This window comes from Glycomyces albidus (assembly GCF_009451885.1).
Taxonomy (GTDB): Bacteria; Actinomycetota; Actinomycetes; order Mycobacteriales; family Micromonosporaceae; genus Glycomyces; species Glycomyces albidus.
The window spans coordinates 92,725-118,968 of the sequence record NZ_WIAO01000012.1 but is presented as its reverse complement, the minus strand read 5'-3'; the positions used below and the strand labels follow the sequence as shown (position 1 = coordinate 118,968).

Genomic DNA, 26,244 nt, shown 5'->3' with positions numbered 1-26,244 from the left:
ACCGTAGCACATGCATGTCAGTCCATGACATCGGTAGGATCGGCTCATGGCACGGTGGGAACCCAATGCGCGCGGACGCCTCGAGGAAGCGGCCTTCGAGCTGTTCGCGGAACACGGTTTCGAGCAGGTCACCGTCGCCGAGATCGCCGGGCGGGCCGGACTCACCGAACGGACCTTCTACCGGCACTTCGCCGACAAGCGCGAAGTGCTGTTCCCGGACGCGAACCCGCTCGTGACGGGGCTCGCCGAGGCGCTGGAGCGGGCGCCCGAGGCGCCGCACCCGATCGCCACGGTGGCCGCGGTGCTCGAGGACGCCGGCGGCTTCTTCGCGGACCGGCACGCGTACTCGCGCCGGCGCAACGCCGTCATCGCCGCCAATGCCGAACTGCGCGAACGCGAAGCGGTCAAGCTCGCCCTGATGGCCGACACGCTCGCCGGCGGTCTGCGCGCCCGCGGTGTCCCCGACCCCGCGGCGAGCCTCGCCGCCGAGGCCGGCATCGCGGTCTTCAAGGTCGCCCACGCCCGATGGGTCGCCGACCCCGAGCCCCGGGACCTGCGCGAGCTCATGCGCGACGCCATGCGCCAACTCAAGGCCGTGACCGCCGAGGCGTGAGGGCCGCTCCAGTGAATCGGCGGGCCGGCGTCAGAGTCCGTTCCCTCGCAAGCGTCGCAAGCCGAGGAAGGTCCGGAGGATGCCGGTGTGTCGTTTCGGCCCCGGCAACGCGGCGAACGGGCCGGGCACGACGATCGTTCTGACGCAGCAGGGCCGGCCCTAGACCGTCGCGAGCACCTCGTCGAGCCGCGCGGCCCGGGCCGCCATGTCGTCGACCGGGAGCGGTTCGGCGAGGTCGGGGGCCACGTCGGCCACGGCTTCGCGGGCGGCGTCGGTGAAGTGGACGGTGCCGTCGGGGTCGATGCGATCGACGCCGTCGGCGCGGGCCATCCGCTCGTTGAACGCCACGGCGTCCTCAAGGGACTCGCCGGGCGGGAGGTCGAGTTCGACCGCGCCGCCGTCGATGCGGACCGGGTAGCCGCCCGGGAGGCCGCCGGGCGCCGGGACCGACCAGCGCAGGACCTTCGACTCGGGCAGCAGCGCCTCGAGGACCGGGAGCGTGGCGCTCGCGGTGAGGTAGTTCCAGCGCAGGCCCGGATCGATCGCGGGACCGCGGTAGGCGGCGCCGTCGTCGCGGCGGCCCGCCTCGCCGAGGTAGACGCGGACGCGGTCCTCCGCGGCCGGCGGCTCGGAGGTCATCACGCCGGTGAGCTGCGAATGGTGGGCGACGACCCGGACGAGCGGCGGCTCCTCGCCGGGCGACTCGTCGCGGAGGACGGCCCGCACCCGGCGCAGGATCATGCCGGCGTTGCCGAGGCCGAGGGTCGGCGCGAATCCGAGGCGCTCCAGGATCGGGCCGGTCACGTCGGGGAACGACAGGTTCGCGACCGGGCAGTCGAGACCGGTCTCCCTGAGCGAGCGCATCACGTTGAGCACCACCGGGACCTGGTACGGCAGCCGCAGCCCGAGACCGGCGCCCTCGACCGCCCTCGCGGCCGGGTCGGCCCGCTCGGCCAGCGCCCACGGGCTCCGCAGCGAGGCGCACTGGACGACGAGGTCGGGCCGGGTGCGCTCGAGGAGCTCCACGACCTCGTCGAGGCGGGTCGCGTCGGCCACCGCGGGCTCGACCAGGCAGTCCGAGGCGCTCGCAACCGAGGCCGCGACCTGGTAGACGTTCGGCGCGGACCGGCCGGCGACGATCAGCCGCCCGACGAAACCGCTCGCGCCGAGGCCGGCGGCGACCCGGTCGCCCATGTCGCCCACTCCGATGACCAGCACGGTGCTCATGCCCCGATCGTAGGGCAGTTCGAGGGCGCCGCCGCCGGTCTGGGGAACAGAGCCGCTCCGATCGGTTCGCGTCGGAGCGCCGCGGTCGTTTGCCGCACCGCCGGCGCTAGCACGAGAGGGCCGGGAGGGGTCCCGGACACGGTCCGCGCCGCCGCGCGGTCGTCTGCTTATATGGAGTCGGCATCGGGGAACCGGTTTCGGCCGACTTGCGCCGCTTCGCAGGCCCCGCTCCCCCAGAGGTAGTTCGATGGACGAGACGACCGACCCCTTCGCACGCATCCGAGACCGGCTCGGCGAGCTGCTGCCGGGCTACCGGCTCGACCCGGAACCGGTGAGCGCCACCGGGCAGAGCCAGGTGTTCCTGGCCGAGGACCTCCGGCTCCACCACCGCAAGGTCGCGGTGAAGGTGATGGCCGGATACCTGTCGATGCACCCGGGCTACCGCGAGCGGTTCCTGCGGGAGATCCAGCTCATGGCGGGCCTGGAGCATCCGAACATCATGTACGTCATCACCGCGGCCGCCCGCGGGGACGACCTGCTGTACATGGTCATGCCGCGGGCCGAGGACGACCTGCGCCGCCGCCTCGAACGCGGCGACATGGCGCTGGCCGAGGTCGTCGACGTGATCGTCCAGGTCGCGAAGGCACTCGACTTCGCGCACGACCACGGCGTCGTCCACCGGGACGTCAAGCCCGGCAACATCCTGTTCGGCGGCGAAGGGCACGTGTACCTCAGCGACTTCGGAGTGGCGAAGGGACGCTTCGGGAAGGACCTGACCGCCACCGGCGAGTACATCGGGACCCGCCGCTACACCGCGCCGGAGGTCTTCAATGCGGCGCCGGCGCCGAAGGAGGCCGCCGAATCGGAGCCCGCGCCCGCGTCGCCGGCGACGCCGCTGGAGCGCGCGGGCGACGTGTACTCGCTCGGCGCGGTGCTCTACCACTGCCTGGCGGGTCGGCGGCCTCTCGACCACCTCGACGACTCCGGCGCCGAGCAGGCCCAGCGTGCGGGCGACATCGCGCCGGTGACGGCGATGCGCTCGAACCTGCCGGCGGCGGTGGACCCGGTGGTGGCCAAGGCGATGCACGTCGATCCGGCGCAGCGGTACCAGACCTGCGGGGAGCTGGCGCACGACCTGGCGCAGACGGTGGGCGTCACCGAGGCGGGCTCGGCGCTGCCGATCCTGCGGGACATCCAGGAGCGGCTGCGGTCGGAGCGCCCCGAGCCGGCCGCTGCCGCGCCGGCGCCGCGACCGCTGCTGTTCAGCCTGCTGACGCCGGTCATCGCGCTGCTGCTGCTGGCCGGGGTGCTGGTGTACACCGCGTTCGAGCCCGATGCGGGCGACGGCGGCGACGGGACCGAGGCGGCCGCGGAGAGCGACGGTCCGGCGTCCGAAGCGGACGACGGCCCGGGGCCGACCGTGCCGGCGCCGGTCACGGGCGACGAGCAGGTCGAGCGGCGCCCGGTCGAGGGCGAGTGCGTGACCGACGACCCGGAGACGTGGGTCGTCGTCGCCTGCGACTCGCCGGAGGCCGCGGAGTACATCTACCGGATCGTGGTGAACCCGGAGGACCCGAACCCGTCGCAGCCGGACCACGACGACGCCGCCTGGCTGGCGTGCGGGGTGGACGGCGTCACCGACTTCGAGTACTACTGGCGCGACACGGCGGACGAGACCGGCGCGCCCTGGGACCCCGAGACCGGGGTCATCTACTACTTCATGTGCTACCAGGAGCTCTAGGCCGGGTCGTCGGCGTCGAGGCGCCTCAGGTCCTCCGGGTCCAGGGTGGTGCTCTGGAGGAGCGCGCGGATCAGGTTGTCGTTCAAGGCGTTCCCGAGCGGCTCGCCGAACACCTCGTCGCGCAGCAGACCCGCCACGCGGGGCCGGTACTCGGGGTGGGAGAGGCGCTCGCGCACGCCGGCGACGACGCGGGCCGCGGTGCCCTCGTTCCAGTTCCGGTCCGCGGCGAAGCGCGAGCGGCGCATGTCGTCGGCGACCTGGCGCCACGAGACCGGTTGCGGGCGCGGGAGGCCGCGGAGGTAGCGCTGGGCGAGCGAGGTGAGCACGAGCCGCTCGATCTCGCTGAGGTCGTGCTTGCCGGGGACCGCGGTCTCGTCGTCCGCGGCGCCGTCGTCAGGGGTGCGCTTGCCGCCGATGAGGCGGATCTCCAGGCAGTGCACGGCTTCGGAGAGGTCGCCGATGTAGACGGGCATGTAGGAGTGCTCGATGACGCGCTCGTGACCGGAGAGGAGCATCGAGTCGCCGGGCAGGAGCATCGGCAGGCGGCCCTCGTTGCGGATCGTCCACTCCGAGCCGTGGCAGACCAGGCGGCCGTGCACGCGGCTGATGCGCTTGTCCTTGACGCCCAAGGGGATGTTCACGTTGTCCTCGTCGCGGCCGAAGAGGAGTTCGAACGGGCGCGGCGGCACCGCCCAGCCGACCTCCTCGCCGAGCGCGAAGACGGTGCCGAGCGGCGCCGGCGGCAGCGGGACCGCGTTCTCAGGGGCCTCCGGGACGCCCGCGGCGAGACTGCGGACCCACGGCGGCAGGATCAGCGGCGGGAAGGCGGAAGTGTTCATCGCAGGCGTTCCTTTCAGGGGGTTCGGTGCTGCACCCGATTATCGCCGCGGCCGCGCGGGACCCCTCTCGCGACGCCGCCGCGGGCGAGGTCGCGAGCGCGTCGCGTGCCAGGCCGGCGACGCCCGCTCGGAAGCGTCGGCCGGTCCGCTTCGGTTCGGGGCGGCCGAAATCCGGTTGGCGGGCCCGGGCCGCGGTCCTAGCCTGGAGGGCGATGAAGACCGCATTCACCGGCGAGGAGGCCGCGCAGGCGATGCGCGACCTGCTCGGCCCCCTCAGCCACTGGACGCCGATCGCCGAAGGCGAGGTCTCCCAGGCGTTCGCGTTCCGCGCAAACGGCCGGGACCTCGTGGTCCGGATCGCTCCGCGCCGCATCGGATTCGACAAGGACGCGTGGGCGGCCCGCGCGCTCGCGGGCACGGCCGTGCCGGTCCCCGAGGTGCTGCACGTCGGCCCGATCGCCGACGCCTACTGCTGCGTCTCCGAGCGACTCGGCGGCGTCCATCTGACAGGCTCGGACGAGGCGCACCAGCGCCGCTGCGCGCCGGCGGTGCGCGCCGTCATCGACGCCATCGCAGCGGTCGACCTCGGCGCCGCCGAAGGCTCCGGCTCGGTCGACCCGGCGACCGGGAACGGGCTGCACGGGGACTGGACCGGGCAGCTCCGCTCGCTCCTCCCGGCCGACTGGGACTACCTGGAGGACCCGGCCGACCGCGAGATGGCCGAGGAGCTGACCGCGACCGCCCTGGGCATCGCCGCGCAGCTCCCGGTGGCGCGGCAGCTCGTCCACGGCGACCTCAACCCGGGGAACTTCACCGTCGAAGGCGACGCGGTCGCCGGCGTCTTCGACTGGGAGGCGGTCATGATCGGCGACCCGATGTGGGAGCTCGCGCGCTACGTACTGTGGGCCCCGGTCATGCCGAGCACCCGCATCCAGGCCGACTACGACCTGGACCGCCTTGTGGCGCAGGGCTTCGGCGGCGCCGGAGCCGACGACGGCATCGAGCAGCGGCTGCGGGCGCTCGTGATCGTCAACGGCCTGTGGGCGCTCGACATCTACCGCGGCATGGCAAACGCCCCGGCGGTGCAGCTCATGCTCAACCGCCTCCCGTCCTTCCGCGGCGAACCGCTCCCGATCGACACGGGACGCGAGGACTACTGGATGCGGCTGGGACGGCGCCGATGAACGACCCCCTCGGCCACGACGAGTTCGTGCGCACCGCGACCGAGGACCCGGCGGTCGTCGGGCTCGTGCTGTTCGGATCGCGGGCCCACGAGGGCATGCACCTGGAATGGGAGCTCGAGCGGTTCCCGCTGCCGCAATGGGACACCGCTGCGCTGCTGGAGACGGTGGACGGCATCCTCGCCACCGGACTCCAGCGGCGGCTCTTCGCCGACGTCGAACGGAAGGCCCGCACCGCCGGCCTCGGCGAGATCCTCGACTCATGGGGCGACGACCTCGACCTGCTGCGCTGAGGTTCAGGGGCGCAGGCGGAAGCCCTGCGGGGTGGCGTGGAAGCCGGCCGCTTCGAGGACCGGGGCGAGGGCCGAGCCGGGGGCGTAGGTGTCGTTGACGCGTTCGATGTGGAGCGCGCCGGTGCGGCCGGCGCGGACCGCTTCGGCGAGGGCCGCGGTGGCGGCCGCCGCGCGCGGGTCGTCGGCCAGGTCGGTTTCCGTTGCAGGCCAGGCGAGGAGGGTCTTTCCGCCGCGTTCGAGGTAGAGCGCGAGGTCGCCGCCGACGAGGACGACGACGGCGCCCGCCTTGCGGCCGGGCTTGTGGCCGGAGGCGGCCTCGGGCCAGGGCAGCGCCGCACCGTAGGCGTTCGCCGGGTCGGCGGCGGCGAGGACCACCGCGGGGCCGGCGTCGCCGCGTTCGCGGCGGGCGGCGAGGCCGCGGAGCCGGTCGACCGCGCCTTCCATGGCGAACTGGGCGGCGCCGAGGCCGTCCACGATGTAGCCGCGGCGGGCCTTGCCGGACTCCTCGAAGGCGGAGAGCACCCGGTAGACCTTGGCGAAGCCGCCCTCGACGCCTTCGGCCGCGACGGCGCCGCGGGTGACGACGCCGTGGCGGTCGAGCAGGGTGTGGGCGAGCGCGTGGGCGCGGAGCGTCGGGTCGGCCTCGGGGACGGGCAGCAGGGACCAGCGGCCGGCGACCGTGGGGGCGGCGGCGGGGGCCTGGCGGTTCAGGTCGCGCCAGCCGCCGCCGTACCGGGCGCGCGGGGCGGACCGCCGGGCCCGGTGGGCCGTCGAGCCCGCGGTGCGCCCGGAGCCGAGGAAGGCGCGCAGCGGCGCCAGGGTGTCGTTGGTGACGCGGCCGGACCAGGCCAGGTCCCACAGGGCCGCGGTGAGGTCGGCGTCGGTGGCGTCGGCGCGGCCGGCTTCGCGGACGCGGTCGGCGAGCTGGCGGAAGAAGAGGCCGTAGCCGCCGTCGAGTGCGTCCAGGATCGCGCGGTGGAGGCCGTCGAGCGCGAGGTCGCGGGGCGGCGGGAGGAGCAGCGGGGCGGTCTCGGCGGGATAGAGCGCGATCCAGCCGTCCTTGCCGGGCAGGGCGCCCGCGCCGGCCCAGACGACGTCGCCGGAGGCGGTCAGCTCGTCGAGCATCGCCGGGCGGTAGTCGTCGACGCGGGACGGGAGGATGAGCTGCTCCAGGGCGGAGGCCGGGACGGCGGCCCCTTGAAGCTGCTCGACGGCGCGGGCGAGGCCGTCGACGCCTTCGAGCCGGTAGTCCTCGGTGGAGGACTCCTTGCCGCCGAGGTGCTGCCAGCGCGGCAGGAATTCGGCGAGCGCGGCGGGCGGGACGGGTTCGAGTTCTTTGCGGAGGGCGGCGAGGGAGCGGCGGCGCAGGCGCCGCAGGACGGTCGCGTCGCACCATTCGAGGTGTTCGCCGCCGGGGCGGAACTCGCCTTCGACGAGCTTGTCGGGTGCGATGCGGCGCAGGGCGTGTTCGGCGACGGCGGTGCCGAGTCCGAAGCGGGCGGCGGCTTCGGCGGTGGTGAAGGGGCCGTGGGTGCGGGCGTAGCGGGCGAGGAGGTCGCCGAGGGGGTCGTCCACGGGCTCGGTGAAGGCGCCGGGGATGCCGGCGGGGAGGGCGGTGCCGAGGGCGTCGCGGAGGCGGCCGGCGTCTTCGACGGCGGCCCAGTGCGGCCGGCCGGCGATGTCGACGCGGATCGCGCGGCCGGCGTCGGCGAGGGTCTCGGCCCAGGCGGGGGCCGCGCCGCGTTCGGCGAGCTCGTCCTCGGTGAGGGGGCCGAGGACGCGGAGGAGGTCGGCGACGCTCTCGGCGTCTCGGGCGCGGCGGTCCTCGGTGCGCCACTGGAGTTCGCGCTCGACCTCGGCGAGGACGTCGGGGTCGAGGAGGTCGCGGAGCTCGACCTGGCCGAGGAGGTCGGCGAGGAGCCGGGAGTCGAGGGAGAGGGCGGCGGCGCGGCGTTCGGCGAGCGGGGTGTCCCCTTCGTACATGAACTGGGCGACGTATCCGAAGAGGAGGGAGCGGGCGAACGGCGAGGGGTCGGCGGTGGTGACCTCGACGAGGCGGACCTCGCGGGCGTCGAGGTCGGCCATGAGGTCGGTCAGGCCGGGCACGTCGTAGACGTCCTGGAGGACTTCGCGGACGGCTTCGAGGATGATCGGGAAGCTCGGGAACTGCCCGGCGACTTCGAGGAGCTGGGAGGAGCGGAGCCGCTGCTGCCACAGGGGCTGGCGTTTGCCGGGCTGGCGGTGCGGGAGGAGCAGGGCGCGGGCGGCTGCTTCGCGGAAGCGGGAGGCGAACAGTGAGGAGCCGGAGACGGCCCTGGTGACGATGGCGCCGATGGCGCCCTTGTCGAAGACGAGGTCGTCGGCGCGGACGGGCGCCTGGTCGGCGCCGGTGGGGTCGCCGCTGTAGGCGTCGCTGTCCGGCAGGCGCAGGACGATGCCGTCGTCGTGGTGCATGAGCTGGGGGTCGACGCCGTAGCGGTCGCGGAGGCGCTCGCCGAGGGCGAGGGCCCAGGGGGCGTGGACCTGGGCGCCGAACGGGGAGTGGACGACGATGCGCCAGTCCCCCATCTCGTCGCGGAACCGCTCGATGACGATGGTGCGGTCGTCGGGGACGTGGCCGGTGGCCTCGCGCTGCTCGGCGAGGTAGGCGATGGCGTTGCGGGCGGCGAAGTCGTCGAGTCCGGCGGCGGCGAGGCGGGCGTGCGCCGCAGTGTCGTCCATTGCGGACAGTTCGCGGACGAACGCGCCGAGGGCGCGGCCGAGTTCGAGGGGGCGGCCGAGGCCGTCGCCGTGCCAGAACGGGAGGCGGCCGGGCACGCCGGGGGCCGGGGAGACCATGACGCGGTCGCGGGTGATCTCCTCGATGCGCCATGAGGAGGTGCCGAGGGTGAACACGTCGCCGACGCGGGACTCGTAGACCATCTCCTCGTCGAGTTCGCCGACGCGGCCGCCGCCGCGGCCCGCGGCGGCGCCGGGGAGGCCGTGCCCTTGCAGGAAGACGCCGAAGAGGCCGCGGTCGGGGATGGTGCCGCCGGAGGTGACGGCGAGGCGCTGGGCGCCGGGGCGGCCGGCGACGGTCCCGGCGGTGCGGTCCCAGACCAGGCGCGGGCGCAGTTCGGCGAACGCGTCGGAGGGGTAGCGGCCCGCGAGCATGTCGAGGGTCGCGTCGAACGCCGAGTCGGGCAGGGACGCGAACGGGGCGGCGCGGCGGACGAGGCCGAGGAGGTCGCCGACGTCCCATTCGTCCATGGCGGCCATGGCCACGAGCTGCTGGGCGAGGACGTCGAGCGGGTTGGCGGGGATGCGGAGGGCCTCGATCCGGCCGTCGCGCATCCGCTCGGCGACGACCGCGGACTGGATGAGGTCGCTGCGGACCTTCGGGAAGAACACGCCGCGGGAGACGGCGCCGACCTGGTGGCCGGCGCGGCCGACGCGCTGGAGGCCGGAGGCGACCGACGGCGGGGCCTCGACCTGGACGACGAGGTCGACCGCGCCCATGTCGATGCCGAGTTCGAGGCTGGAGGTGGCGACGACGGCGGGCAGCCGCCCGGCCTTGAGGTCGCCTTCGACCTCGGCGCGCTGCTCCTTCGAGATCGAGCCGTGGTGGGTGCGGGAGAGGACGGGCGGCGCGCCCGCGGCGGCGCCCGAGCCGCCCATGGTGACGGCGGGGCCGTGGTCCTCGGGCAGGGCGAAGCCGTGGCGGCGTTCGAATGCGATCTCGTTGAGGCGGTTGGAGAGGCGTTCGGCGACGCGGCGGGCGTTGGCGAAGACGATGGTCGAGCGGTGGGCCTCGACGAGGTCGACGATGCGCTCCTCGACGTGCGGCCAGATCGAGCCCGCGGAGCGGGCGTCCGACGAGGTCAGGGAGGCGGGGGCGTCGCCGAGCGCGGACATGTCCTCGACCGGCACGACCACCTGCAGGTCCCAGCGCTTGTCGGAGGGCGGCTGGACGATCGCCACGTCGCGGCGCGGCGAGAGGAACCGGGCGACCTCGTCGACCGGGCGGACCGTGGCCGACAGCCCGATGCGGCGGGCGGGCCGGTCCAGGCGGGCGTCGAGGCGCTCCAGCGAGAGGGCGAGGTGCGCGCCGCGCTTGGTGCCCGCGACGGCGTGGACCTCGTCGAGGATCACCGTCTCGACGCCGGCGAGGGCGTCGCGGGCGCTGGAGGTGAGCATGAGGAACAGCGACTCGGGCGTGGTGATGAGGATGTCGGGCGGGCGGGTCGCGATCGAGCGGCGTTCGTGCTGCGGCGTGTCGCCGGAGCGGATCGCGACCCGGATGTCGGGTTCGGGCAGGTCGAGGCGGCGGGCCTCCTCGCGGATGCCGTCGAGGGGCGCGGCGAGGTTGCGCTCGACGTCGACGCCGAGGGCCTTGAGCGGGGAGATGTAGAGCACGCGGCAGCGGCGCTTGGGTTCGGCCGGCGGCGGGACCGAGGCGAGGGCGTCGAGGGAGGACAGGAACGCCGCGAGGGTCTTGCCCGAGCCGGTGGGCGCGACCACCAGGACGTCCCGGTCCTCGGCCAGCGCCGCCCACGCGCCCCGCTGGGCTTCGGTCGGGGCGCCGAAGGCGCGGGTGAACCACGACGACGTGGCCGGGGAGAACCGGTCGAGCGACGGGTCGGGTGCTGCTGCTCGCGGTGCGCCTCGGGACATGGGGTCAATGGTGCCCCGGGGGACCGACACCGGGCGGGGATTCGCCGTAGGGACCGCGTCGGCGGCGCGTCAAGAGCCCGTATGGATCGCCCGGACGCGTGTCAAGAACACATATGGATTCGCCTGAAGGCGCCTTCGGCCTGGCATCCCACCGGCGGACCACGTTAGCGTGCGGCACCGGAAGGGAGCTCACGTGACCGCTCGAACCAGCGAGGGCGAGGTCGATCTGCAAGCACCGGTCGGCACGGCCCCGCGGCACCCTCGCGAAGGCGGCCGGCTGCGCCTGGCGCTGATCGTCGGCGCGCTCGGCGTCGTCTACGGCGACATCGGCACCAGCCCGATCTACGCCCTGCAGACGATCTTCAACCCGGGCGACCCGCACCCGGTCCCGGTGAACACGGCGAACGTGTTCGGCATCGTGTCCCTGATCTTCTGGTCGGTCACGATCATCGTCACGGTCTTCTACGTGGGCCTGGCCATGCGCGCCGACAACGACGGCGAGGGCGGCATCATGGCCCTGATCACGCTGATCCGCCGCCACGCCTCGGGCCGCGGGCGCAGGAGCGCGCTCGCCCTCGCGGCCCTCGGCATCTTCGGCGCCGCGCTGTTCCTCGGCGACTCGATGATCACCCCCGCGATCTCGGTGCTCTCGGCCGTCGAGGGCGTCAAGACCGTGAACAGCGGCCTCGAACCGGTCATCATCCCCGCGACGGCGGTCATCATCGTCCTGCTGTTCGCGGTCCAGAAGCGCGGCACGCACGTCATCGGGCGCTGGTTCGGGCCGATCGTCGCCGTCTGGTTCACCGCGCTCGCGCTCCTGGGGATCGGCGGGATCGCCCGCAACCCCGAGATCCTGCGGGCGCTCTCGCCGGTGTACGCGATCGAGTTCGTGTTCGGGCACTTCGGCATCGCGTTCTTCGCACTGGCGGCGGTCATCCTCACGTTCACCGGGGCCGAGGCGCTCTACGCCGACATGGGCCACTTCGGACGCAAGCCGATCTCGCGGGCCTGGCTGTTCATCGTGTTCCCTTCGGTGATGCTCAACTACATGGGCCAGGGCGCCCTCATCCTGGAGGACACCGCGAACATCTCCGGGTCGTTCTTCCTGCTCGCTCCGGAGGCGCTGCGGATCCCGCTGCTGCTCCTCACCACCGTGGCCACGGTGATCGCCGCCCAGGCGGTCATCAGCGGGGCGTTCTCCGTCGCCGCGCAGGCGTCCGAGCTGGGCTACCTGCCGCGGCTGCGCGTCGCGCACACCTCGGAGCACTGGTACGGCCAGATCTACGTGCCGTGGATCAACTGGCTGCTCATGGCGTCCGTGCTGGTCCTGGTGTTCGCGTTCCGGACCTCGGAGGCGCTCGCGTTCGCGTACGGCATGGCCGTGATCGGGACGATCACGATCGTGTCGTTCCTGTTCCTGTACGTGGCCCGGACCCGGTGGGGCGCACCGATGTGGCTGCTCGCGACCGGCGGCGGGCTGCTCCTCGCGATCGACCTGGCGTTCCTGGCGGCGAGCTCGACGAAGATCGTCCACGGCGCGTGGCTGCCGCTGCTCATCGGCGTCGCCGCGTTCACGGTCATGATCACGTGGCAGCGCGGCCGCGACGTCGTCACCGCCGAGCGCGAGCGCCGCGAGGGGTCGCTGGTGGAGTTCGTCGAGCGGCTCCGCGAGGGCGAACCGAAGGTCGCCCGGGTGCCGGGGACGGCGATCTTCCTCGACCGCGGCAAGCACAGCGCGCCGCTGGCGATGCGTTCGAACCTGGAGCAGAACCACGCCCGGCACTCGCAGATCGTGATCCTCTCGGTCGAGACCCAGCCGGTCCCGCGGGTGGCCGACGCCGACCGGCTCCGGGTCGACCAGCTCGGGGACGACCGGGACGCGGTCATCCACGTGACCGCCCGCTTCGGGTACATGGAGACCCCCGACGTGCCGCGCGCACTCGAGGGGGTCGACCGGGAGCAGGCCGAGGGCAGGCGGCTCGACCTCGACCGGGCCACGTACTTCCTCTCGACGATCCAGCTCAAACCCGGACGGGCGCGGACGATGGCGACCTGGCGCAAGCACCTGTTCATCGCCACGTCCCACATCACCGCCGACGCCGCCGAGCACTTCCGGCTCCCGCGGGACCGCACGATGATCATCGGATCGCACATCGAGGTGTGAACGGGCCGTTGGCGCCGGATCGGGAAGCCCCTGGATTCGGGGCGCCGCGTCGGCGACAATGGCCCCGGACCACCCCGCCGTCCCACCCGTGAGGCCCTCATATGACCAAGCGACAATTCCCTCGCCCCGCAGACGTCCTGCCGCTGATGCGGTTCAAGCGGCCCGTTCTCAACGGGAAGCGGCGGCGGCTGGGCGCGGCGCTGACGATCGCCGACCTGCGCGACATCGCCCGGCGCCGGACGCCGCGGGCCGCGTTCGACTACACCGAAGGCGCGGCCGAGGGCGAGCTGTCGCTGGCCCGGGCCCGGCAGGCGTTCGCCGACATCGAGTTCCACCCCGCGATCCTGCGCGACGTGTCGAACCTCGACACCGGCTGGGACGTGCTGGGCAAGCGCGCGGCGCTGCCGTTCGGCATCGCACCCACCGGGTTCACCCGCATGATGCACACCGACGGCGAGATCGCCGGCGCCGCCGCGGCCGCGGCCGCGGGCATCCCGTTCGCGCTCTCCACGATGGGCACCACCCCGATCGAGACCGTCGCCGCGGCGGGCGGCCCGGCCGGGCGGCACTGGTTCCAGCTCTACATGTGGAAGGACCGCGACCGGTCCATGGCCCTGGTCGAGCGGGCCGCCGCGGCCGGGTTCGACACGCTCCTGGTGACCGTGGACGTGCCGGTGGCCGGCGCCCGGCTCCGCGACCAGCGCAACGGATTCGCGATCCCGCCGGCGATCACCGCCCGCACCTTCCTCGACATGGCCCGCAGACCGCACTGGTGGTTCGACCTGCTCACCACCGAACCGCTCGCGTTCGCCTCGCTCAGCCGCTGGCCGGGCACCGTGGCCGAGCTGCTCGACACCATGTTCGACCCCACCGTCGACTACACCGACCTGGCCTGGATCAAAGCGCAGTGGCCCGGAAAGCTCGTGGTCAAGGGCGTCCAGACCGTCGCCGACGCCAAGCGGTGCGCCGAGGCCGGCGTGGACGCGGTGACGCTCTCCAACCACGGCGGCCGCCAGCTCGACCGGGCCCCGGTCCCCTTCCACCTGCTGCCCGAGGTGGTCAGGGAGGTCGGCCGCGACATCGAGGTGCACCTGGACACCGGGATCATGTCCGGCGCCGACATCGTCGCCTCCATCGCCCTGGGCGCCCGGTTCACCATGATCGGCCGGGCCTACCTGTACGGGCTCATGGCCGGCGGCCGCGACGGCGTCGACCGCGCCCTCGCGATCCTCCGCCAAGAGGTCGAACGGACCATGAAGCTCCTCGGAGTCGCAGCCCTCGACGAGCTCGAACCCGACCACGTCACCCAACTGCGACGGCTGGTGCCGCGGGCCTCCTGACCGCCAGGGACATCACCGCGGCGAGCGCGCACAGCGCTCCCGCGGTGAACCACGCCGGGTCGTAGTTCCCGGTGGCGTCCCGGATGAAGCCCGCGCCCCAGGCGATGAGCGCCGCGCCGAACTGGTGCGAGGCGAGGACCCAGCCGAAGACGACCGCGCCGTTCTCGCCGAAGTGCTCGCGGCACAACGCGATCGTCGGCGGCACCGTCGCGACCCAGTCGAGGCCGTAGAAGACGATGAAGAACAGCATGGGCGGCCGCACGTCGTCGGCGAACAGCGTCGGCAGGGCCAGCAGCGAGACGCCGCGGAGCGCGTAGTAGACCGCGAGGAGCCGCCGCGGGTCGAACCGGTCGGTGAGCCAGCCGGAGAAGATCGTCCCGACGAGGTCGACGACGCCGATGACCGCCAGGAGCGACGCGGCCGCCGTCAGCGGCATCCCGTGGTCATGAGCCGCAGGGACGAAGTGGGCGCCGACGAGGCCGTTCGTGGACGCGCCGCAGATCGCGAACGTGCCGGCGAGGAGCCAGAACGCGCGCGACCCGCTCGCCTCCCACAGGCTGGACAGGGCCCGCTTCGCCGCGCCCGACGTCGAGACGGCCGGGGCCGTGTAGTCCGGTCCGGCGCCGTAGGGCCGCAGCCCGACGTCCTCGGGCCGGTCCCGGACGACGAGGAGCACCAGCGGCACCATGGCCAGCGCGGTGAGCGAGACGAGGATCGAGGCCGCGCGCCAGCCGGGCCCTTCGACGAGGAGGCCGACGAGCGGCAGGAACACGAGCTGCCCGGCGGCGCCGCCCGCGGTGAGGATGCCGCTGACGAGGCCGTGCCGGGCGATGAACCACCGGTTGGTGATGGTCGCGACGAACGCCATCGCCATGGACCCGGTGCCGATGCCGACGATGAAACCCCAGCAGAGCACGAGCTGCCAGGACGCGGTCATGAACACGGTGGCGCCGCTGCCGAGGGCGATCAGGGCGAGCGCGATGGAGACGACGCGGCGGATCCCGTACCGCTCCTGGAGGGCCGAGGCGAAGGGCGAGAACAGCCCGTAGAGCAGGATGTTCACCGAGATGGCGGCGGAGATCGTGCCGTGGGACCAGCCGAACTCGTCGTGGAGCGGCTCGATGAAGACGCTCGGGGTGGCGCGGAAGGCGGCCGCGCCGACGAGGGCGATGAAGCTGACGGCGGCGACCCACCAGGCGCGGTGGACGAGCGGTCGCGGTCGCTGCTGCTGGGGGACTTCGGGGGCTGCGATGGACATGGGACCAGCTTGGTCGGGCGGGGGCGGCGCTGCCAGTGGCCCGCTGGCCAATATGTGCGAGGATCGGGCCATGGGCGTTTTTCAGCATCCCGGGCGGCACCGCGTCACGGTCCTGGTCCGCCACGGCCTCCTGCCGGTCGAGCTGGGCATCCCGCACCGGGTGTTCGGTGTCGCGAAGGAGGCCGGCGAGCGGTTGTACGAGGTGGCGACGTGCACGCCCGAGCCGGGCGTGGTGCGCACGGACACCGATGTCACCGTGAACGTCGAGCACGGGCCGGAGGCGCTGGCCGAGGCCGACACGGTCGTGGTGCCGTCGGCGCACGAGACGGACGAGTCGTGGACGAGCGGCCGGCTGCCGGGGCCGCTCGCCGAAGCGCTGGCGATGATCCGGCCCGGGACCCGGATCGCGTCGATCTGCACCGGGTCGTTCGTGCTGGCGGCGGCCGGGCTGCTCGACGGCAGGCGGGCGACGACGCACTGGGATGCGGCCGAGCGGTTCCGGCGGCTGTACCCGCGGGTGCGGCTCGAACCGGACGTGCTGTACACCGACGAGGGCGACGTCCTGACGTCGGCGGGCGTGGCCTCGGGGTTCGACCTGTGCCTGCACATGACCAGAGTGGACTTCGGGGTGGCCGTGGCGAACCGGGTGGCGCGCCGGTCGGTGGTGCCGCCGCATCGCGACGGCGGCCAGGCCCAGTACATCGAGCGGCCGGTCCCCGAGACGGGCGCGGCGGCGACCCGCAGGGCCCGCGAGTGGGCCTTGGCGCGGCTCCACGAGCCGCTGACACTGCGGCAGCTCGCCGAGTGCGAGGCGATGAGCGTCCGCACGTTCACGCGCCGGTTCCGCGAGGAGGTCGGCACCTCGCCGCAGCGGTGGCTGCTCCACCAGCGCCTGGAGCGGGCCAGGCACCTGCTCGAGCGCAGCGACGAGCCGATCGACCGCGTGGCCGCCGAGGCGGGGTTCGGGTCGGCCTCGTCGCTGCGGATGCATTTCCAAGCGGCCCTTGGGGTCTCGCCGAGCGCGTATCGGCGGACGTTCGCCGGGGCGGCCGCCGGGTCGAGTCCGCGTTGAGGACAGGGGATCGTGCCGGTCGGCGGCGAGGCGCCGGGCCTCGCCGCCGACCGTGCCGGGGGCGGCGCGATGCGTTCGGTCCGCGGACCGCGGCTCACTGGGTCACGTAGGTCCTGATGCTCTGGGCCGGGAGCTGGGAGCCGAAGGAGCCGTTGGTCATCGTGACGGCGGTGTAGGGAGCGAGCGTCTGCGAGGCGGTCGTCACCCAGGTGGCGAGCGTCCCCGAGCCGGCGCCTTCGATGGTGAACGGGAGGTACACCGGGGAGGCGTTCTTGTTGACGGCGACGATGACGATCTTGGAGCCGCTCTTGAACGCGCTGATGTAGACGTTCGACTGCGGGTTCGCGGTGGCGGTGATCCGCTGGTAGCCGGGGCGCACGAACTTGGAGAAGTGCGCCATGTTCGCGCCGCGCTTGCTGATCTGCCCGTCTTCGCGCATGGGGCCGTAGCCGCGGCGGATGTACCACCAGATGTAGGCCTGGAAGCGGCCGTTGACGAGCGCGCGGTGCATGTGCTCGCCGACGTCGAGGGCCTGCGGCCACAGGTCGGCCGAGTCGGTGCTGTTGGGGTAGTAGACCTCCGTCATCCACAGCTCCTTGCCGCCGCCCTTCTGCTGGAACAGCGGGTAGGGGAAGTCGGCGGGCTGGGTGCCGTAGAGGTGGGCGCCGAGGACGTCGAGGTTGGCGAGGGCGGCGGGGTCGTTGAGGATCGGGTCGGAGAGGTTCTTGCGGTACTGGAACGACTCGGGGGCCATCACCCGGGTGTTGATCGAGCCGGCGTTCTCCTTGAGGAAGCGGACGATCTCGGTGGGGGTCCACGCGGTCCACTCGTGCGCGTAGTCGGGCTCGTTCTGGATCGAGACGGCGTAGAGGTTGACGCCGTTGCCCTGCATGAACGCGTGGAAATCGTTGAGGTGCTGCGCGTAGGCGGCGTAGGAGCCGTACCGCAGGCGCCGGCCGCCGGAGAACGTCTCGGTCATGCTCGCGGGCGGGTTCCACGGCGAGGCGATGACCTTGGCGCCGTGCTCGACCGCGCGCCTGGCGGTGGCGACTTCGCGGCTCCAGTTGGCGCGGTCCTCGTGGACGGGGATGCGCAGGATCGAGAAGCCGAGCTGGCCGGTGCCGTTGCCGAAGGCCGTGTCCCGCTGCGCGGCGGTCAGGTCGCTGATCCACACGGTGTGGTTCATGCCGCCGAAGCCCTGGATGATCTGCTGCCCGATGGAGGGCTGGACGAGCACTGTGGTCTGCGCGGCGGCCGGTTCGGCGAGGAGCGGTGCGGCGGCCGGGAGTGCGCCGAGCGCGAGGAACGCCCTTCGGTCGAGCGATCGCGGGGTACGGGACGGGTGCTCGTTCGAGGGCTGGTTCGGACGGGGCGCCATCGCTCCTCCAGGGGGTTGGAACTTTCGGAATGAACACGGTTGGCAACCGCTTGATCCTGAAGCGTAGGATCAGGCTTCGGGACCAGTCAACCCCAGCTCAGAGGCGAACAATTTCCAAACTCTCATTGATGTCTATCGATAGCTTTTCGCTGAAACTTCCGGAGCCGCGATCAGTCCGTTCACTGCGGACACGCCGGTCCGGCCGATTGCGTGGAGCCGGACGTGGAGCCGTCGCGAATCGCGCCCCGGCCCGGCCCGCTGCTACGGTGGCTCCATGACGACCGGTGCGCGCCCGCGGCGTTCGCGAGGCGAAATCGAAAGGCTCCCAAGCGGATCGCTGCGGGTCCGGGTCTACGACGGGCTCGACCCGGAGACGCGCAAGCGCCGGTACCTCGTGGAGACGGTCCCGGCCGGGCCCGCGGCCGAGGCGGAGGCCGAGCGCGTGCGCTCGCGGCTCCTCGCCGAAGCCGAGGAGCGGCGCGCCATGCGGTCGGGCGCCCCGCACAGGACGGCGCCCGTTGCGGCACTGGAGGAACCGGCGGCCGAGGACCGGCGCCGGAGGATGACCGTGGCCGCCGTCGCGCGGCTGGCAGGCGTGTCCGCGCCGACCGTGTCGAAGGTCCTCAACGGACGCGCGGGCGTGGCGCCGCAGACGCGGCGCCGCGTCGAGCGCCTGCTGCGCGAGCAGGGCTACCGGCGCCCCGAGAAGATCACCCGCGCCGCGAGCGTCGAGATCGTCTTCTACGGACTCCAGGCCCACGTCGGCGTCGACCTCATGCGCGGCGTCAAGCAGGTCGCCGTCGAGCACGGGCTCGCGGTGGCCTTCACCGATGCGCTGCAAGAGGAGTCGATCGGCCGCAACTGGGCCCAGGATCTCCTGGCCCGGCGCCCGACCGGTGTCGTCGTCACCCACATGGGCTTCACGCCCGAGCAGCACGCCCTGCTCAGCGCGAGCGGGCTGCCGCTCGTCGCCGTCGACCCGCCGAGCGAGCCGCTGCACCCGGTCCCCTCGGTGGCCGCCGCCAACCGGCACGGCGGCATCGCCGCGGCCCAGCACGTCCTCGACCTCGGCCACCGCCGCATCGGCGTCATCACCGGCCCGCTCGAGCGCCGGTGCTCGCGGGACCGGCTCGACGGCGTCCGCACCGCCCTCGCGGCCGCGGCCGCCAGCCTCGACGAGCGCCTGGTCCGCACCGGCATGTGGTTCTCGTTCGAAGAGGGGTTCGCGCACGGCCGCGAGCTGCTGCGCCTCGCCGACCCGCCCACCGCCGTCCTGTGCGGCAACGACCTCCAGGCGCTCGGCGTCTACGAGGCCGCCCGGCAGGCCGGCGTCCCGATCCCCGGCGAGCTCAGCGTCGTCGGCTTCGACGACATCTCGTACGCGCGCTGGTCCGGGCCGCCCCTGACCACCGTCCACCAGCCCTTCGCCGAACTCGGCGCCACCGCCGCCGGCCTGGTCCTCGCGCTCGCCGCGGGCGAAGCGGTCACCCAGACCCGCATCGAACTCGCCACGACCCTGACCGTCCGCGCCAGCACCGGCCCCGTACGGCGATGAGCCCGCGGAAACGATCGCGAATCGAAGCGACCGTTTCCGCGGGCTCATGCGCGGATCAGCGGGAAGCGCGCGTCACGCCTTCGCCTTCTTCTTGACCTCCTCGGCCAGCCGGGCCTTGTTCATGTCCCCGGTGCCGCTCATGTTCATGTTGCGCGCCTGCATCTCCAGCTCCTTGCGGCTGGCCTTGCCGGGCTTGTCGCCCATGTGCTCGGCGCGGCTGGTCGCGAACGCGTCGCCGAGCTCCATGCGGCGCGCGTCGTCGAGCCGGGACTTCATTCCCGGGAGGACCGTCGACTCCTCCTCCTGGACGTGGTGGGTCACCGCGTCCACCAGTTCCTGGAGGACCTCGTCGAACTCGGGGGACTCGGGGTCGCACTCGTTCATGCGGACGAGGAGCTCCTCGGCCAGCTCGTGCTCCTCCTGGCTGTGCGCGACCTCCTCGGTCTCGCCGGCCTCCGAGCGCGCGACCGGGTAGACCTCGGCCTCCTCGGCGCGGCTGTGCGCCGTCAGCAGCGCCGACAGCACCGGCGCCAGCAGCGGCCGCTTCTCCGGATGCTGCTTCAGCTCCTCGAACAACCGCTCCACCTCGCGGTGGTCGGCCATGATCAGGTCCACTACATCGCCGCTCACGTTTCCGGCCCCTTCCCTTCGGACATCGTTGACCACCGCGGGTTACCCGCGGACGTGCAGTCCATGCATCACCGTCACTTGGGGGCGGTGAGCAGGCGTTCGCGCAGCTCCTCGAGCGTTCCCTTGAGGAGCCTGGAGACGTGCATCTGGGAGATGCCGATCTCCTCGCCGATCTGGGCCTGGGTCATCTCCTCGTAGAACCGCAGCGCCAGGATGCGGCGCTCGCGCGCGGGGAGGTCCTGGATCAGCGGCAGCAGCGCCTCGTGGTTCTCCACCAGCTCCAGCGCGAGGTCTTCGGCGCCGATCGTCTCGCACAGCGGCGCGCGGTCGGCGTCCTGGCACACGGGCTCGTCGAGCGAGACCGACCGGAACGCCTGCCGCGCCTCCAGTCCCTCCTCGATCTCGGCCTCGGTGAGGTCGAGGTGCTCGGCGAGATCGGCGCACGTGGCCGGCCGGCCGAGCTCCTGCGCGAGATCGGCGCTGGCCTGGTTGATCGCCAGGCGCAGCTCCTGCAGGCGGCGCGGGACGCGCATCGGCCAGGCCGTGTCGCGGAAGTGGCGCCGCACCTCCCCCATCATGGTCGGCACCGCGTACGAGAGGAAGTCGCTCCCCAAGGTCGGGTCGAAGCGGTCGACGGCGTGGATGAGGCCGACGGAGGCGACCTGCAGCAGGTCCTCCTTGACGATGCCCTTGCCGGAGTACCGCTGTGCGATGTGCTCGGCGAGCGGCAGGTGCCCGGTGATCAGCCGCTCGCGGATCTCGCCGCGACGCGGGTCGTCCACGTCGAGCCCGGCCAGCTCCGTGAACAGCGGAGCCAGTGCCCTGTAGTCGTCTCGCTCGGTCCTGCCGTGCTGTGATGTCATGAGGCCACCGCCCTCGTCGGTCGTCACAACCGAGCGTATAACGACGGCTACGGAGTGTCCTGAACACGAGACGAATCCCAGCTCAGAAGGGGTCTGGTTTACCGGCCGGAGCGCGGGGCATTTCGCACCCATGAGCGACACTCCCCACGAATCCGAGTCGTCATCGCCGACGATGCCATCGGACGTCTCGCCCCGCGTGGGCAGGTTCGACCGGCTCTCGTCGCGGGCCGCGAAGTTCACCGGCCGCCCCGGCTACTTCGTCTTCTGCGCCCTCCTGGTGCTCGCGTGGGCGCCGACCGTCATCTGGTTCGAGAAGCTCACCTGGCATCTCATCATCCACACGGTCACGACGATCATCACGTTCCTGATGGTCGCGCTGCTCCAGAACAGCGAGACCCGGAACGATGCGGCGCTCCAGCACAAGCTCAACGCCGTCGCCGACGCCCTCGCCGACATCCTGGACCGCCTGCCGGCCGACGACGACGAGGAGGCGGCGCGGCGCCGCCACGAGCTGCATCGCGCGGTCGGGCTGGAGGACGACGAGAGCGTCTGAAGTCGGTCCGCGGCGAGGCGGTGCGCCGCGGCGGGCGTGCCGGCCGTGCGTCGCGCCCGGGCTACCGCCGCGGCCGAACGCTCATCCGTCCGTCAAGGCGATCGTGAGGCCGAGGGCCGAGGCGGCGGGGATGAACGGGCGGCCGTCGGCGCTGCGGCCGAGCCGGATGCCGGCGCCGCGCAGGTGCGCCTCGGCGGCCGCGAGGTCGGCGACCGCGACGGTGCAGGCGCCGATGCCGGGCACGGTGCGCGGCCGCTCGCCCGGGTAGCGGTCGCCGAACCGGTCCGCCGCGGTGAGGACGAGGCGGCTGGAGCCGAGCGTGAAGACCGGGGTCGGGCCGTCGGAATCCGGTGCGGCGCCGAGGTACCGCCCGTAGCGCTCGGCGGTGCCGGCGAGCCGGTCCGGTGCGACGCAGACGACGCACTCGGCGATGGCGCGGGCGCCGTTGGGATGCTCGAGCCCGGTCTGGGCGTCGAGGAGGTCCGCGGGGGCGTCTTCGGCCGCGCCGACGCGGCCTTCGGGCACCAGGCCGTCCGGCAGGCCGCGGTCGTGGAGCTCGAGGAACCGGACCTCGGCCATGACGGTGCCGCCGGCGGTCGCGATCGGGCGCTGGGCGGCGCGGGCGCCGCTGTTGGGGACCCCGGCGGCGTCGAGCCGGGCGGCGGTCCGCTCCGCGTCGCCGGTGGTGAAGACGAGGATGTGGGCGCCTTCGGCGACCGCGAGGCGGTCGGCCAGGCCGCTCACGGTCCGGCCGATGACGGCCCTGGTGGCGGCGAGCTGGTCGTCGGGGACCCGCAGGGGCACCAGCTCGGCGTCCTCGGGCAGGCGGGCGGCGTCGCCGGCGAACGCGAGGAGTTCGATGAAGCTCCGGGGGAAGTCGGCGTGGGCGTTGCCGGCGCCGACCGGTTCGGGATCGGCGCCCGGCGCCGGAGGCAGCGCGGGATAGGCGGGCGGGCCGAGGCGGAAGCCGAGCCGCCGGAAGGCGGCGAGGGCGGCGCCCATGTCGCGGACGAGGAGTCCGATGTGGTGGATGCCGGTGATGTCCTTCATGCCGTTCGCTCCTTGCAGCGGGGTCGTCAGTCGAGCGCGCGGCCGTAGGCGATGCGCTTGAACTCGTCGGTGAGGCGGGTGAAGACGTCGAGGACCCGGGGCGCGGCGTCGCGGTAGCGAGCGGCCGGCGGCGCGGGGTCCGGTTCGAAGGACCGGCGGACGACGTCGGCGAGGAGGTCGGCGTGGTGCCGGGCGGGGGCCTGGAACGGTCCGGCCGCGAAGAAGCCGTAGGCGACGGCCTGCATCCCGTATTCGGCGTCGGACGGGTCGAGGCCGGCGCGCAGGAGCCCGTGCGCGGCGAGGGCGTCGAGGTAGTCGCGGTCGGCGGCGAGCCGGGACTCGGCGAGGCCGGTGCGGGCGCGTTCGGCCGCGAGCGCGTCGAGGTCGGCGCCTTCGGCGTCGAAGACGCGGCGGAGGACGGGGCGGTCGACGGCTTCCAGGAAGTGGCGCCTGAGGTAGCGGTGGGGCGCGCATTCGGTCGGGTCGGCTTCGATGGCGGCGGTGACGGCGCCGAGCATGGCGGCGGCTTCGCGAGCGCCGACGGCGAGGAGCAGGTGGTCGCGGTTGGGCCAGTGCAGGTAGACCGTGCCTTTGCCGACGCCGGCGCGGGCGGCGACGTCTTCGATGCGGATCCTGCGGGTGCCTTCGGCGAGCAGGAGGGCGGCGGCCGCGTCGAGGAGCGCGTCGGCCCGGCGTGCCAGATCCGCTCGCTGTGTCCGCGCCATCGCCGCCTCCTCGTCCCGTTGACTGGTGACCATAATACAGATCTGGTCACGAGTTTGGGCGGCGGGGTGGAACGTCCTGTGAGGTTCGCGCGGCGGGGTGGAGCGCGGTGCCGGGTTTGCACGGCGCAGCGGAGCGCGGCGCAGGGTTCGCGCGGCGGAGCGGAGCGTCGGTCGAGCCGGCCGGGCGAGGGGGCGCGGCGGGCCGGGTCGGGCGCAGGAGAAAGGGGCCGCGGCCTCGTCGGCCGCGGCCCCCTCGGGTCCAAGCGGAGGGCGGGTCCTAGATGACCTGGCCGGTCTGGGACTGGAAGGAGTCGCCCTGCGGGGCGGCCTCGGTGTAGGAGGTGTCGAGGAAGCCGTCGCCGTCCGAGTCGATCAGGGTGGCGTCGACGAGGCCGTCCGCGTCGGAGTCGACCTGGAGCTCGTCCACGAGGCCGTCGCTGTCGTAGTCGGTGGCCACGACGTCGGCGAGGCCGTCGCCGTTGGTGTCGGTGGAGACCTGGTTGACGTAGCCGTCGCCGTCGGAGTCGTAGGAGACCTGGTCGGTCAGGCCGTCGCCGTCGGTGTCCGACTCGTAGGTGTCGACCTGGCCGTCGCCGTCGGTGTCGTAGACGGCGGTCTCGAAGGAGCCGTCGCCGTCGAGGTCGACGAGGACCTCGTCGGAGATCCCGTCGCCGTCGTAGTCGTTGGCGATGCCGTCGGCCTGGCCGTCGCCGTCCGAGTCGACGTAGGTGACGCCGTCGGCGGTGATGGTGCTGTCGGCGGCGCCGTCGCCGTCGAGGTCGAAGGTCTCCTCGACCGTGACCGAGGGGATGCCCGTGCCGTAGGAGTCGTCCTCGGCCGTGACGTCCTCTTCGGTGGCGGCGTCGGCTTCGTAGGGGGTGTCGTCGAATTCGCTCATGGTGGTCCTCCGCTTGTGTTGGCTTCGTGCCGGTGAAGACGACTCTACGAGCCCCGGGGGATCCCAGAATCCCCAGAGTGTGCCAACCGCCCCAGGGGGCGGTGCGCCGGGACGCCGACTCGGGCGGCGTCCCGGCGCCATGGTCTACGCGGTGCCGGTGACGGTGCCTCCGGATTCGGTGATCGTGTAGGAGACCGTTGCGCCGCTGTAGAAGTGGAAGGTCAGCGTGACGGGCTGCCCGTCGGTGACCGACGCGAGGAACTCGGGCGTGAGGATGAGCGCGCCGGCGTCGTAGTCGGGCCGGAAGTTCGACCAGAACTCCTGGAACGGGGTCCAGGTTGCGGGTCCGGCGTTGGTGCCGTCGGCGTACCTGGCCTCCATGGTCGCGAGCGTGTCGCCGTTGAACCGGGTGGGGATCGCGAACGAGGAGGTCGGTCCGGTCGCGTCCGACAGGACCGGCGTGTCGGAGGTGATGATCGTGATCCGCCACGGGACGCCGTCTGAGAAGCGGGCCTCGAGCTGTGCGTTCACGCCGTGGTCGCGGTCCCCCGCGAGGCGGGTGAGCGCGGCGGCGGTGAAGGTGAGCGTGTCGCCGGAGACGGTGTAGTCGGCGCCTTCGGCGAGCGGCTCGTCCCCGTGCCAGAGGCCTTCGAATTGGAGGCCGTTGCGGTTCAGGGTGAGCGAGCTCGGTGCGATGGCGCCGTCGCCGGGCAGGTAGACCGAGTCGAACGAGGTCGTCCCCGAGCGGGTCTCCGATGCGAAGTACTCGTACATGTGCTGGTCGCGCCATTGGAGCGTGTTCCGGTTGAGGAACTGCCCGGCGTCCCACAGGGACAGGGTGAGTCCGTTCTCGCGCGCGTGGTGCGTGACCGCCTCGAAGAACTTGAGCAGCTCTCCGGGCTGGTGGACGCCGGGGCGGTTGTGGTCGTAGTTGAGGACCGCCCACTCCCCGACGATGACCGGGATGCCGTTGTCGACGAAGGTGTCGTGCGCGCGCTGGAAGGTGCCGACGAGGTCGGCCTCGACCTCGGCGTTGTAGCGGGTGAACCCGGCGATGTTGACGCTGAAGGGCCAGAATCCGTAGAAGTGGATCGTCGCTGCGATCATCGGGTCGTCGAGCCCGTCGATGGTGGCCTTGAGCGCGTCGAGGCGGGCCTGGTCGCCGTTGGTGTGGAGGGTCGGGAGCACCAGGAGCCGGTCCCCGTTGTTCCCGCCCGAGCCGCGCACGATCTCGTGGAAGGCGAGGTTGAGCTCTTCGTTCAGCGCGTCGCCCTCCGCGGCCTCCGTGCCGGCGAACTGGGGCTCGTTGTTGCTCTCGAAGGACAGTTCGGGCGGGTAGTCCTTGAAGCGGTCGGCGATCTGGGTCCAGAGGGCTTCGAACTTGGCGAGGACCGCGTCGTGGTCGGCCGGCAGGTCGTCGATCCACATCCAGGAGTCGTGGTGGACGTTGAGGAGGACTTGGAGGTCCTGTTCGAGCGCCCAGTCGACGACCTGCGCGACCCGCTCCATGCGGGCGGGGTCGACGGTGTGGTCCGGGCCCGGCCCCATGTACTCGTCCCAGGTGACGGGCAGGCGGATCGAGTTGAAGCCCTGCGACTTGACGCGGGCGAGGAGCGCTTCGGTGATGAGCGGGTTGCCCCAGGCGGTCTCGCCGCCGAGCGCGTCGAGGGTGTTGCCGACGTTCCAGCTCGGCTGCATGGCGGCGACCTGCTCCATCGCCGAGTCGCCGCCGGCGGGGGGCGGCGTGGTCGGCGTGGTGGTGGGCTCGCCGACGGTGCCGTCGCAGACGCGGCCGTTCAGGCGGAACTCGAAGGGCTCGCGGTTCACGCCGGCCCAGGAGCCGTTGAACCCGAAGGAGACCGAGGCGCCGGTGGCGATCGTCCTGTTGTAGCTCAGGTTCTTCGCGTTGACCCGCTCGGCGGTGGTGGTGAAGTCGGCGTTCCAGCCGTGGGTGACGCTCTGGCCCTCGGGCCAGACCCATTCGACGTCCCAGCCGTCGATCGGATCGCCGAGATTGTGGACGGTGACGTCGGCGGTGAAGCCGCCGGGCCACTGGCTCTGGACCCAGTAGTCGACCGAGCAGCCCTGGGCCGCTTGGGCGCTCACGGCGCCCATGAGGCCGGCCGCCAGCGTCGCGAGCACCGCGGCCGCGACGGCGACCAGGCGCAGGCGCGCTCTTCGTAGGGATTGCGAGTGCACTGGACTCTCCTT

At 72.9% G+C, this 26,244-nt stretch carries 20 protein-coding genes; 9 read left to right on the top strand and 11 right to left on the bottom strand.

Annotation, left to right across the window (positions count from 1 at the left end; translation table 11 throughout):
* Positions 1-46: 46 nt before the first annotated feature.
* On the top strand, positions 47-613 hold the full coding sequence (locus GFD30_RS12065; protein ID WP_153025446.1) for a TetR/AcrR family transcriptional regulator: 567 nt from the start codon (positions 47-49) through the stop codon (positions 611-613).
* A gap of 159 nt (positions 614-772) precedes the next feature.
* Here GFD30_RS12065 and GFD30_RS12060 read toward each other — a convergent pair whose 3' ends face one another.
* Positions 773-1,840 carry a saccharopine dehydrogenase family protein gene (locus tag GFD30_RS12060; RefSeq protein ID WP_153025445.1) on the bottom strand — a complete coding sequence of 356 codons (1,068 nt, stop codon included), beginning with the start codon at positions 1,838-1,840 and terminating at the stop codon, positions 773-775.
* A 247-nt stretch (positions 1,841-2,087) separates the two neighbouring features.
* Here GFD30_RS12060 and GFD30_RS12055 point away from each other — a divergent pair, with 247 nt between their 5' ends.
* The gene (locus GFD30_RS12055) at positions 2,088-3,581 is read left to right on the top strand and encodes a serine/threonine-protein kinase (RefSeq protein ID WP_153025444.1); all 1,494 of its coding nucleotides are present in this window, start codon (positions 2,088-2,090) and stop codon (positions 3,579-3,581) included.
* Here GFD30_RS12055 and GFD30_RS12050 read toward each other — a convergent pair.
* Complete coding sequence (locus GFD30_RS12050) at positions 3,578-4,420, bottom strand: FHA domain-containing protein (protein WP_153025443.1); 843 nt, start codon at positions 4,418-4,420, stop codon at positions 3,578-3,580. The genes GFD30_RS12055 and GFD30_RS12050 overlap by 4 nt on opposite strands.
* Positions 4,421-4,632: 212 nt before the next feature.
* On the opposite strand from GFD30_RS12050, the gene GFD30_RS12045 reads away from it, so the two are divergent.
* Both GFD30_RS12045 and GFD30_RS12040 read left to right on the top strand, forming a co-directional pair.
* On the top strand, positions 4,633-5,604 hold the full coding sequence (locus tag GFD30_RS12045) for a phosphotransferase family protein (protein WP_153025442.1): 972 nt from the start codon (positions 4,633-4,635) through the stop codon (positions 5,602-5,604).
* A complete protein-coding gene (locus GFD30_RS12040; protein WP_153025441.1) occupies positions 5,601-5,894 on the top strand; it encodes a hypothetical protein in 294 nt (97 codons plus the stop codon). Before GFD30_RS12045 ends, GFD30_RS12040 begins: the two co-directional genes overlap by 4 nt.
* A 3-nt stretch (positions 5,895-5,897) precedes the next feature.
* On the opposite strand, the gene GFD30_RS12035 is transcribed toward GFD30_RS12040, so the two are convergent.
* Positions 5,898-10,547: an ATP-dependent helicase gene (locus GFD30_RS12035; protein WP_153025440.1), complete on the bottom strand. Its 4,650-nt coding sequence runs from the start codon at positions 10,545-10,547 to the stop codon at positions 5,898-5,900.
* 193 nt (positions 10,548-10,740) lie between these two features.
* On the opposite strand from GFD30_RS12035, the gene GFD30_RS12030 reads away from it, so the two are divergent.
* Together GFD30_RS12030 and GFD30_RS12025 are read left to right on the top strand one after the other, a co-directional pair.
* On the top strand, positions 10,741-12,711 hold the full coding sequence (locus GFD30_RS12030; protein WP_322633179.1) for a potassium transporter Kup: 1,971 nt from the start codon (positions 10,741-10,743) through the stop codon (positions 12,709-12,711).
* 101 nt (positions 12,712-12,812) lie between these two features.
* Positions 12,813-14,051 carry an alpha-hydroxy acid oxidase gene (locus GFD30_RS12025; RefSeq protein WP_153025439.1) on the top strand — a complete coding sequence of 413 codons (1,239 nt, stop codon included), beginning with the start codon at positions 12,813-12,815 and terminating at the stop codon, positions 14,049-14,051.
* Here the strand turns inward: GFD30_RS12025 and GFD30_RS12020 are convergent.
* Complete coding sequence (locus GFD30_RS12020; protein WP_227996130.1) at positions 14,014-15,309, bottom strand: MFS transporter; 1,296 nt, start codon at positions 15,307-15,309, stop codon at positions 14,014-14,016. The two genes, GFD30_RS12025 and GFD30_RS12020, sit on opposite strands and share 38 nt — an antisense overlap.
* A 70-nt stretch (positions 15,310-15,379) precedes the next feature.
* On the opposite strand from GFD30_RS12020, the gene GFD30_RS12015 reads away from it, so the two are divergent.
* Positions 15,380-16,381 (top strand): GlxA family transcriptional regulator, encoded by a 1,002-nt coding sequence (locus GFD30_RS12015; RefSeq protein ID WP_194201939.1) that lies wholly within the window; start codon positions 15,380-15,382, stop codon positions 16,379-16,381.
* 94 nt (positions 16,382-16,475) lie between these two features.
* Here GFD30_RS12015 and GFD30_RS12010 read toward each other — a convergent pair whose 3' ends face one another.
* Positions 16,476-17,759, bottom strand: a complete 1,284-nt coding sequence (locus GFD30_RS12010; protein ID WP_153025437.1) for a glycoside hydrolase — start codon at positions 17,757-17,759, stop codon at positions 16,476-16,478.
* A gap of 274 nt (positions 17,760-18,033) precedes the next feature.
* Here GFD30_RS12010 and GFD30_RS12005 point away from each other — a divergent pair, with 274 nt between their 5' ends.
* Positions 18,034-19,314, top strand: coding sequence for a LacI family DNA-binding transcriptional regulator (locus GFD30_RS12005; RefSeq protein WP_227996128.1), 1,281 nt, complete (start codon positions 18,034-18,036; stop codon positions 19,312-19,314).
* 72 nt (positions 19,315-19,386) lie between these two features.
* On the opposite strand, the gene GFD30_RS12000 is transcribed toward GFD30_RS12005, so the two are convergent.
* Complete coding sequence (locus GFD30_RS12000) at positions 19,387-19,944, bottom strand: hemerythrin domain-containing protein (RefSeq protein ID WP_322633178.1); 558 nt, start codon at positions 19,942-19,944, stop codon at positions 19,387-19,389.
* A 74-nt stretch (positions 19,945-20,018) separates the two neighbouring features.
* Positions 20,019-20,807: a SigB/SigF/SigG family RNA polymerase sigma factor gene (locus tag GFD30_RS11995; protein WP_153025436.1), complete on the bottom strand. Its 789-nt coding sequence runs from the start codon at positions 20,805-20,807 to the stop codon at positions 20,019-20,021.
* A 130-nt stretch (positions 20,808-20,937) separates the two neighbouring features.
* Between GFD30_RS11995 and GFD30_RS11990 the strand changes: the two genes are divergently transcribed.
* On the top strand, positions 20,938-21,360 hold the full coding sequence (locus GFD30_RS11990) for a low affinity iron permease family protein (RefSeq protein WP_227996126.1): 423 nt from the start codon (positions 20,938-20,940) through the stop codon (positions 21,358-21,360).
* Positions 21,361-21,441: 81 nt separating this feature from the next.
* Here GFD30_RS11990 and GFD30_RS11985 read toward each other — a convergent pair whose 3' ends face one another.
* From GFD30_RS11985 to GFD30_RS11970, 4 genes are all read right to left on the bottom strand, one after another.
* Positions 21,442-22,410, bottom strand: a complete 969-nt coding sequence (locus tag GFD30_RS11985) for a VOC family protein (protein WP_153025435.1) — start codon at positions 22,408-22,410, stop codon at positions 21,442-21,444.
* A gap of 26 nt (positions 22,411-22,436) precedes the next feature.
* A complete protein-coding gene (locus GFD30_RS11980) occupies positions 22,437-23,135 on the bottom strand; it encodes a TetR/AcrR family transcriptional regulator (RefSeq protein ID WP_153025434.1) in 699 nt (232 codons plus the stop codon).
* Between the two features lie 277 nt (positions 23,136-23,412).
* Positions 23,413-24,033, bottom strand: coding sequence for a hypothetical protein (locus GFD30_RS26260; RefSeq protein ID WP_194201938.1), 621 nt, complete (start codon positions 24,031-24,033; stop codon positions 23,413-23,415).
* Positions 24,034-24,177: 144 nt separating this feature from the next.
* Positions 24,178-26,232 carry a cellulase family glycosylhydrolase gene (locus GFD30_RS11970; RefSeq protein ID WP_322633177.1) on the bottom strand — a complete coding sequence of 685 codons (2,055 nt, stop codon included), beginning with the start codon at positions 26,230-26,232 and terminating at the stop codon, positions 24,178-24,180.
* Between the last annotated feature and the right edge of the window lie 12 nt (positions 26,233-26,244).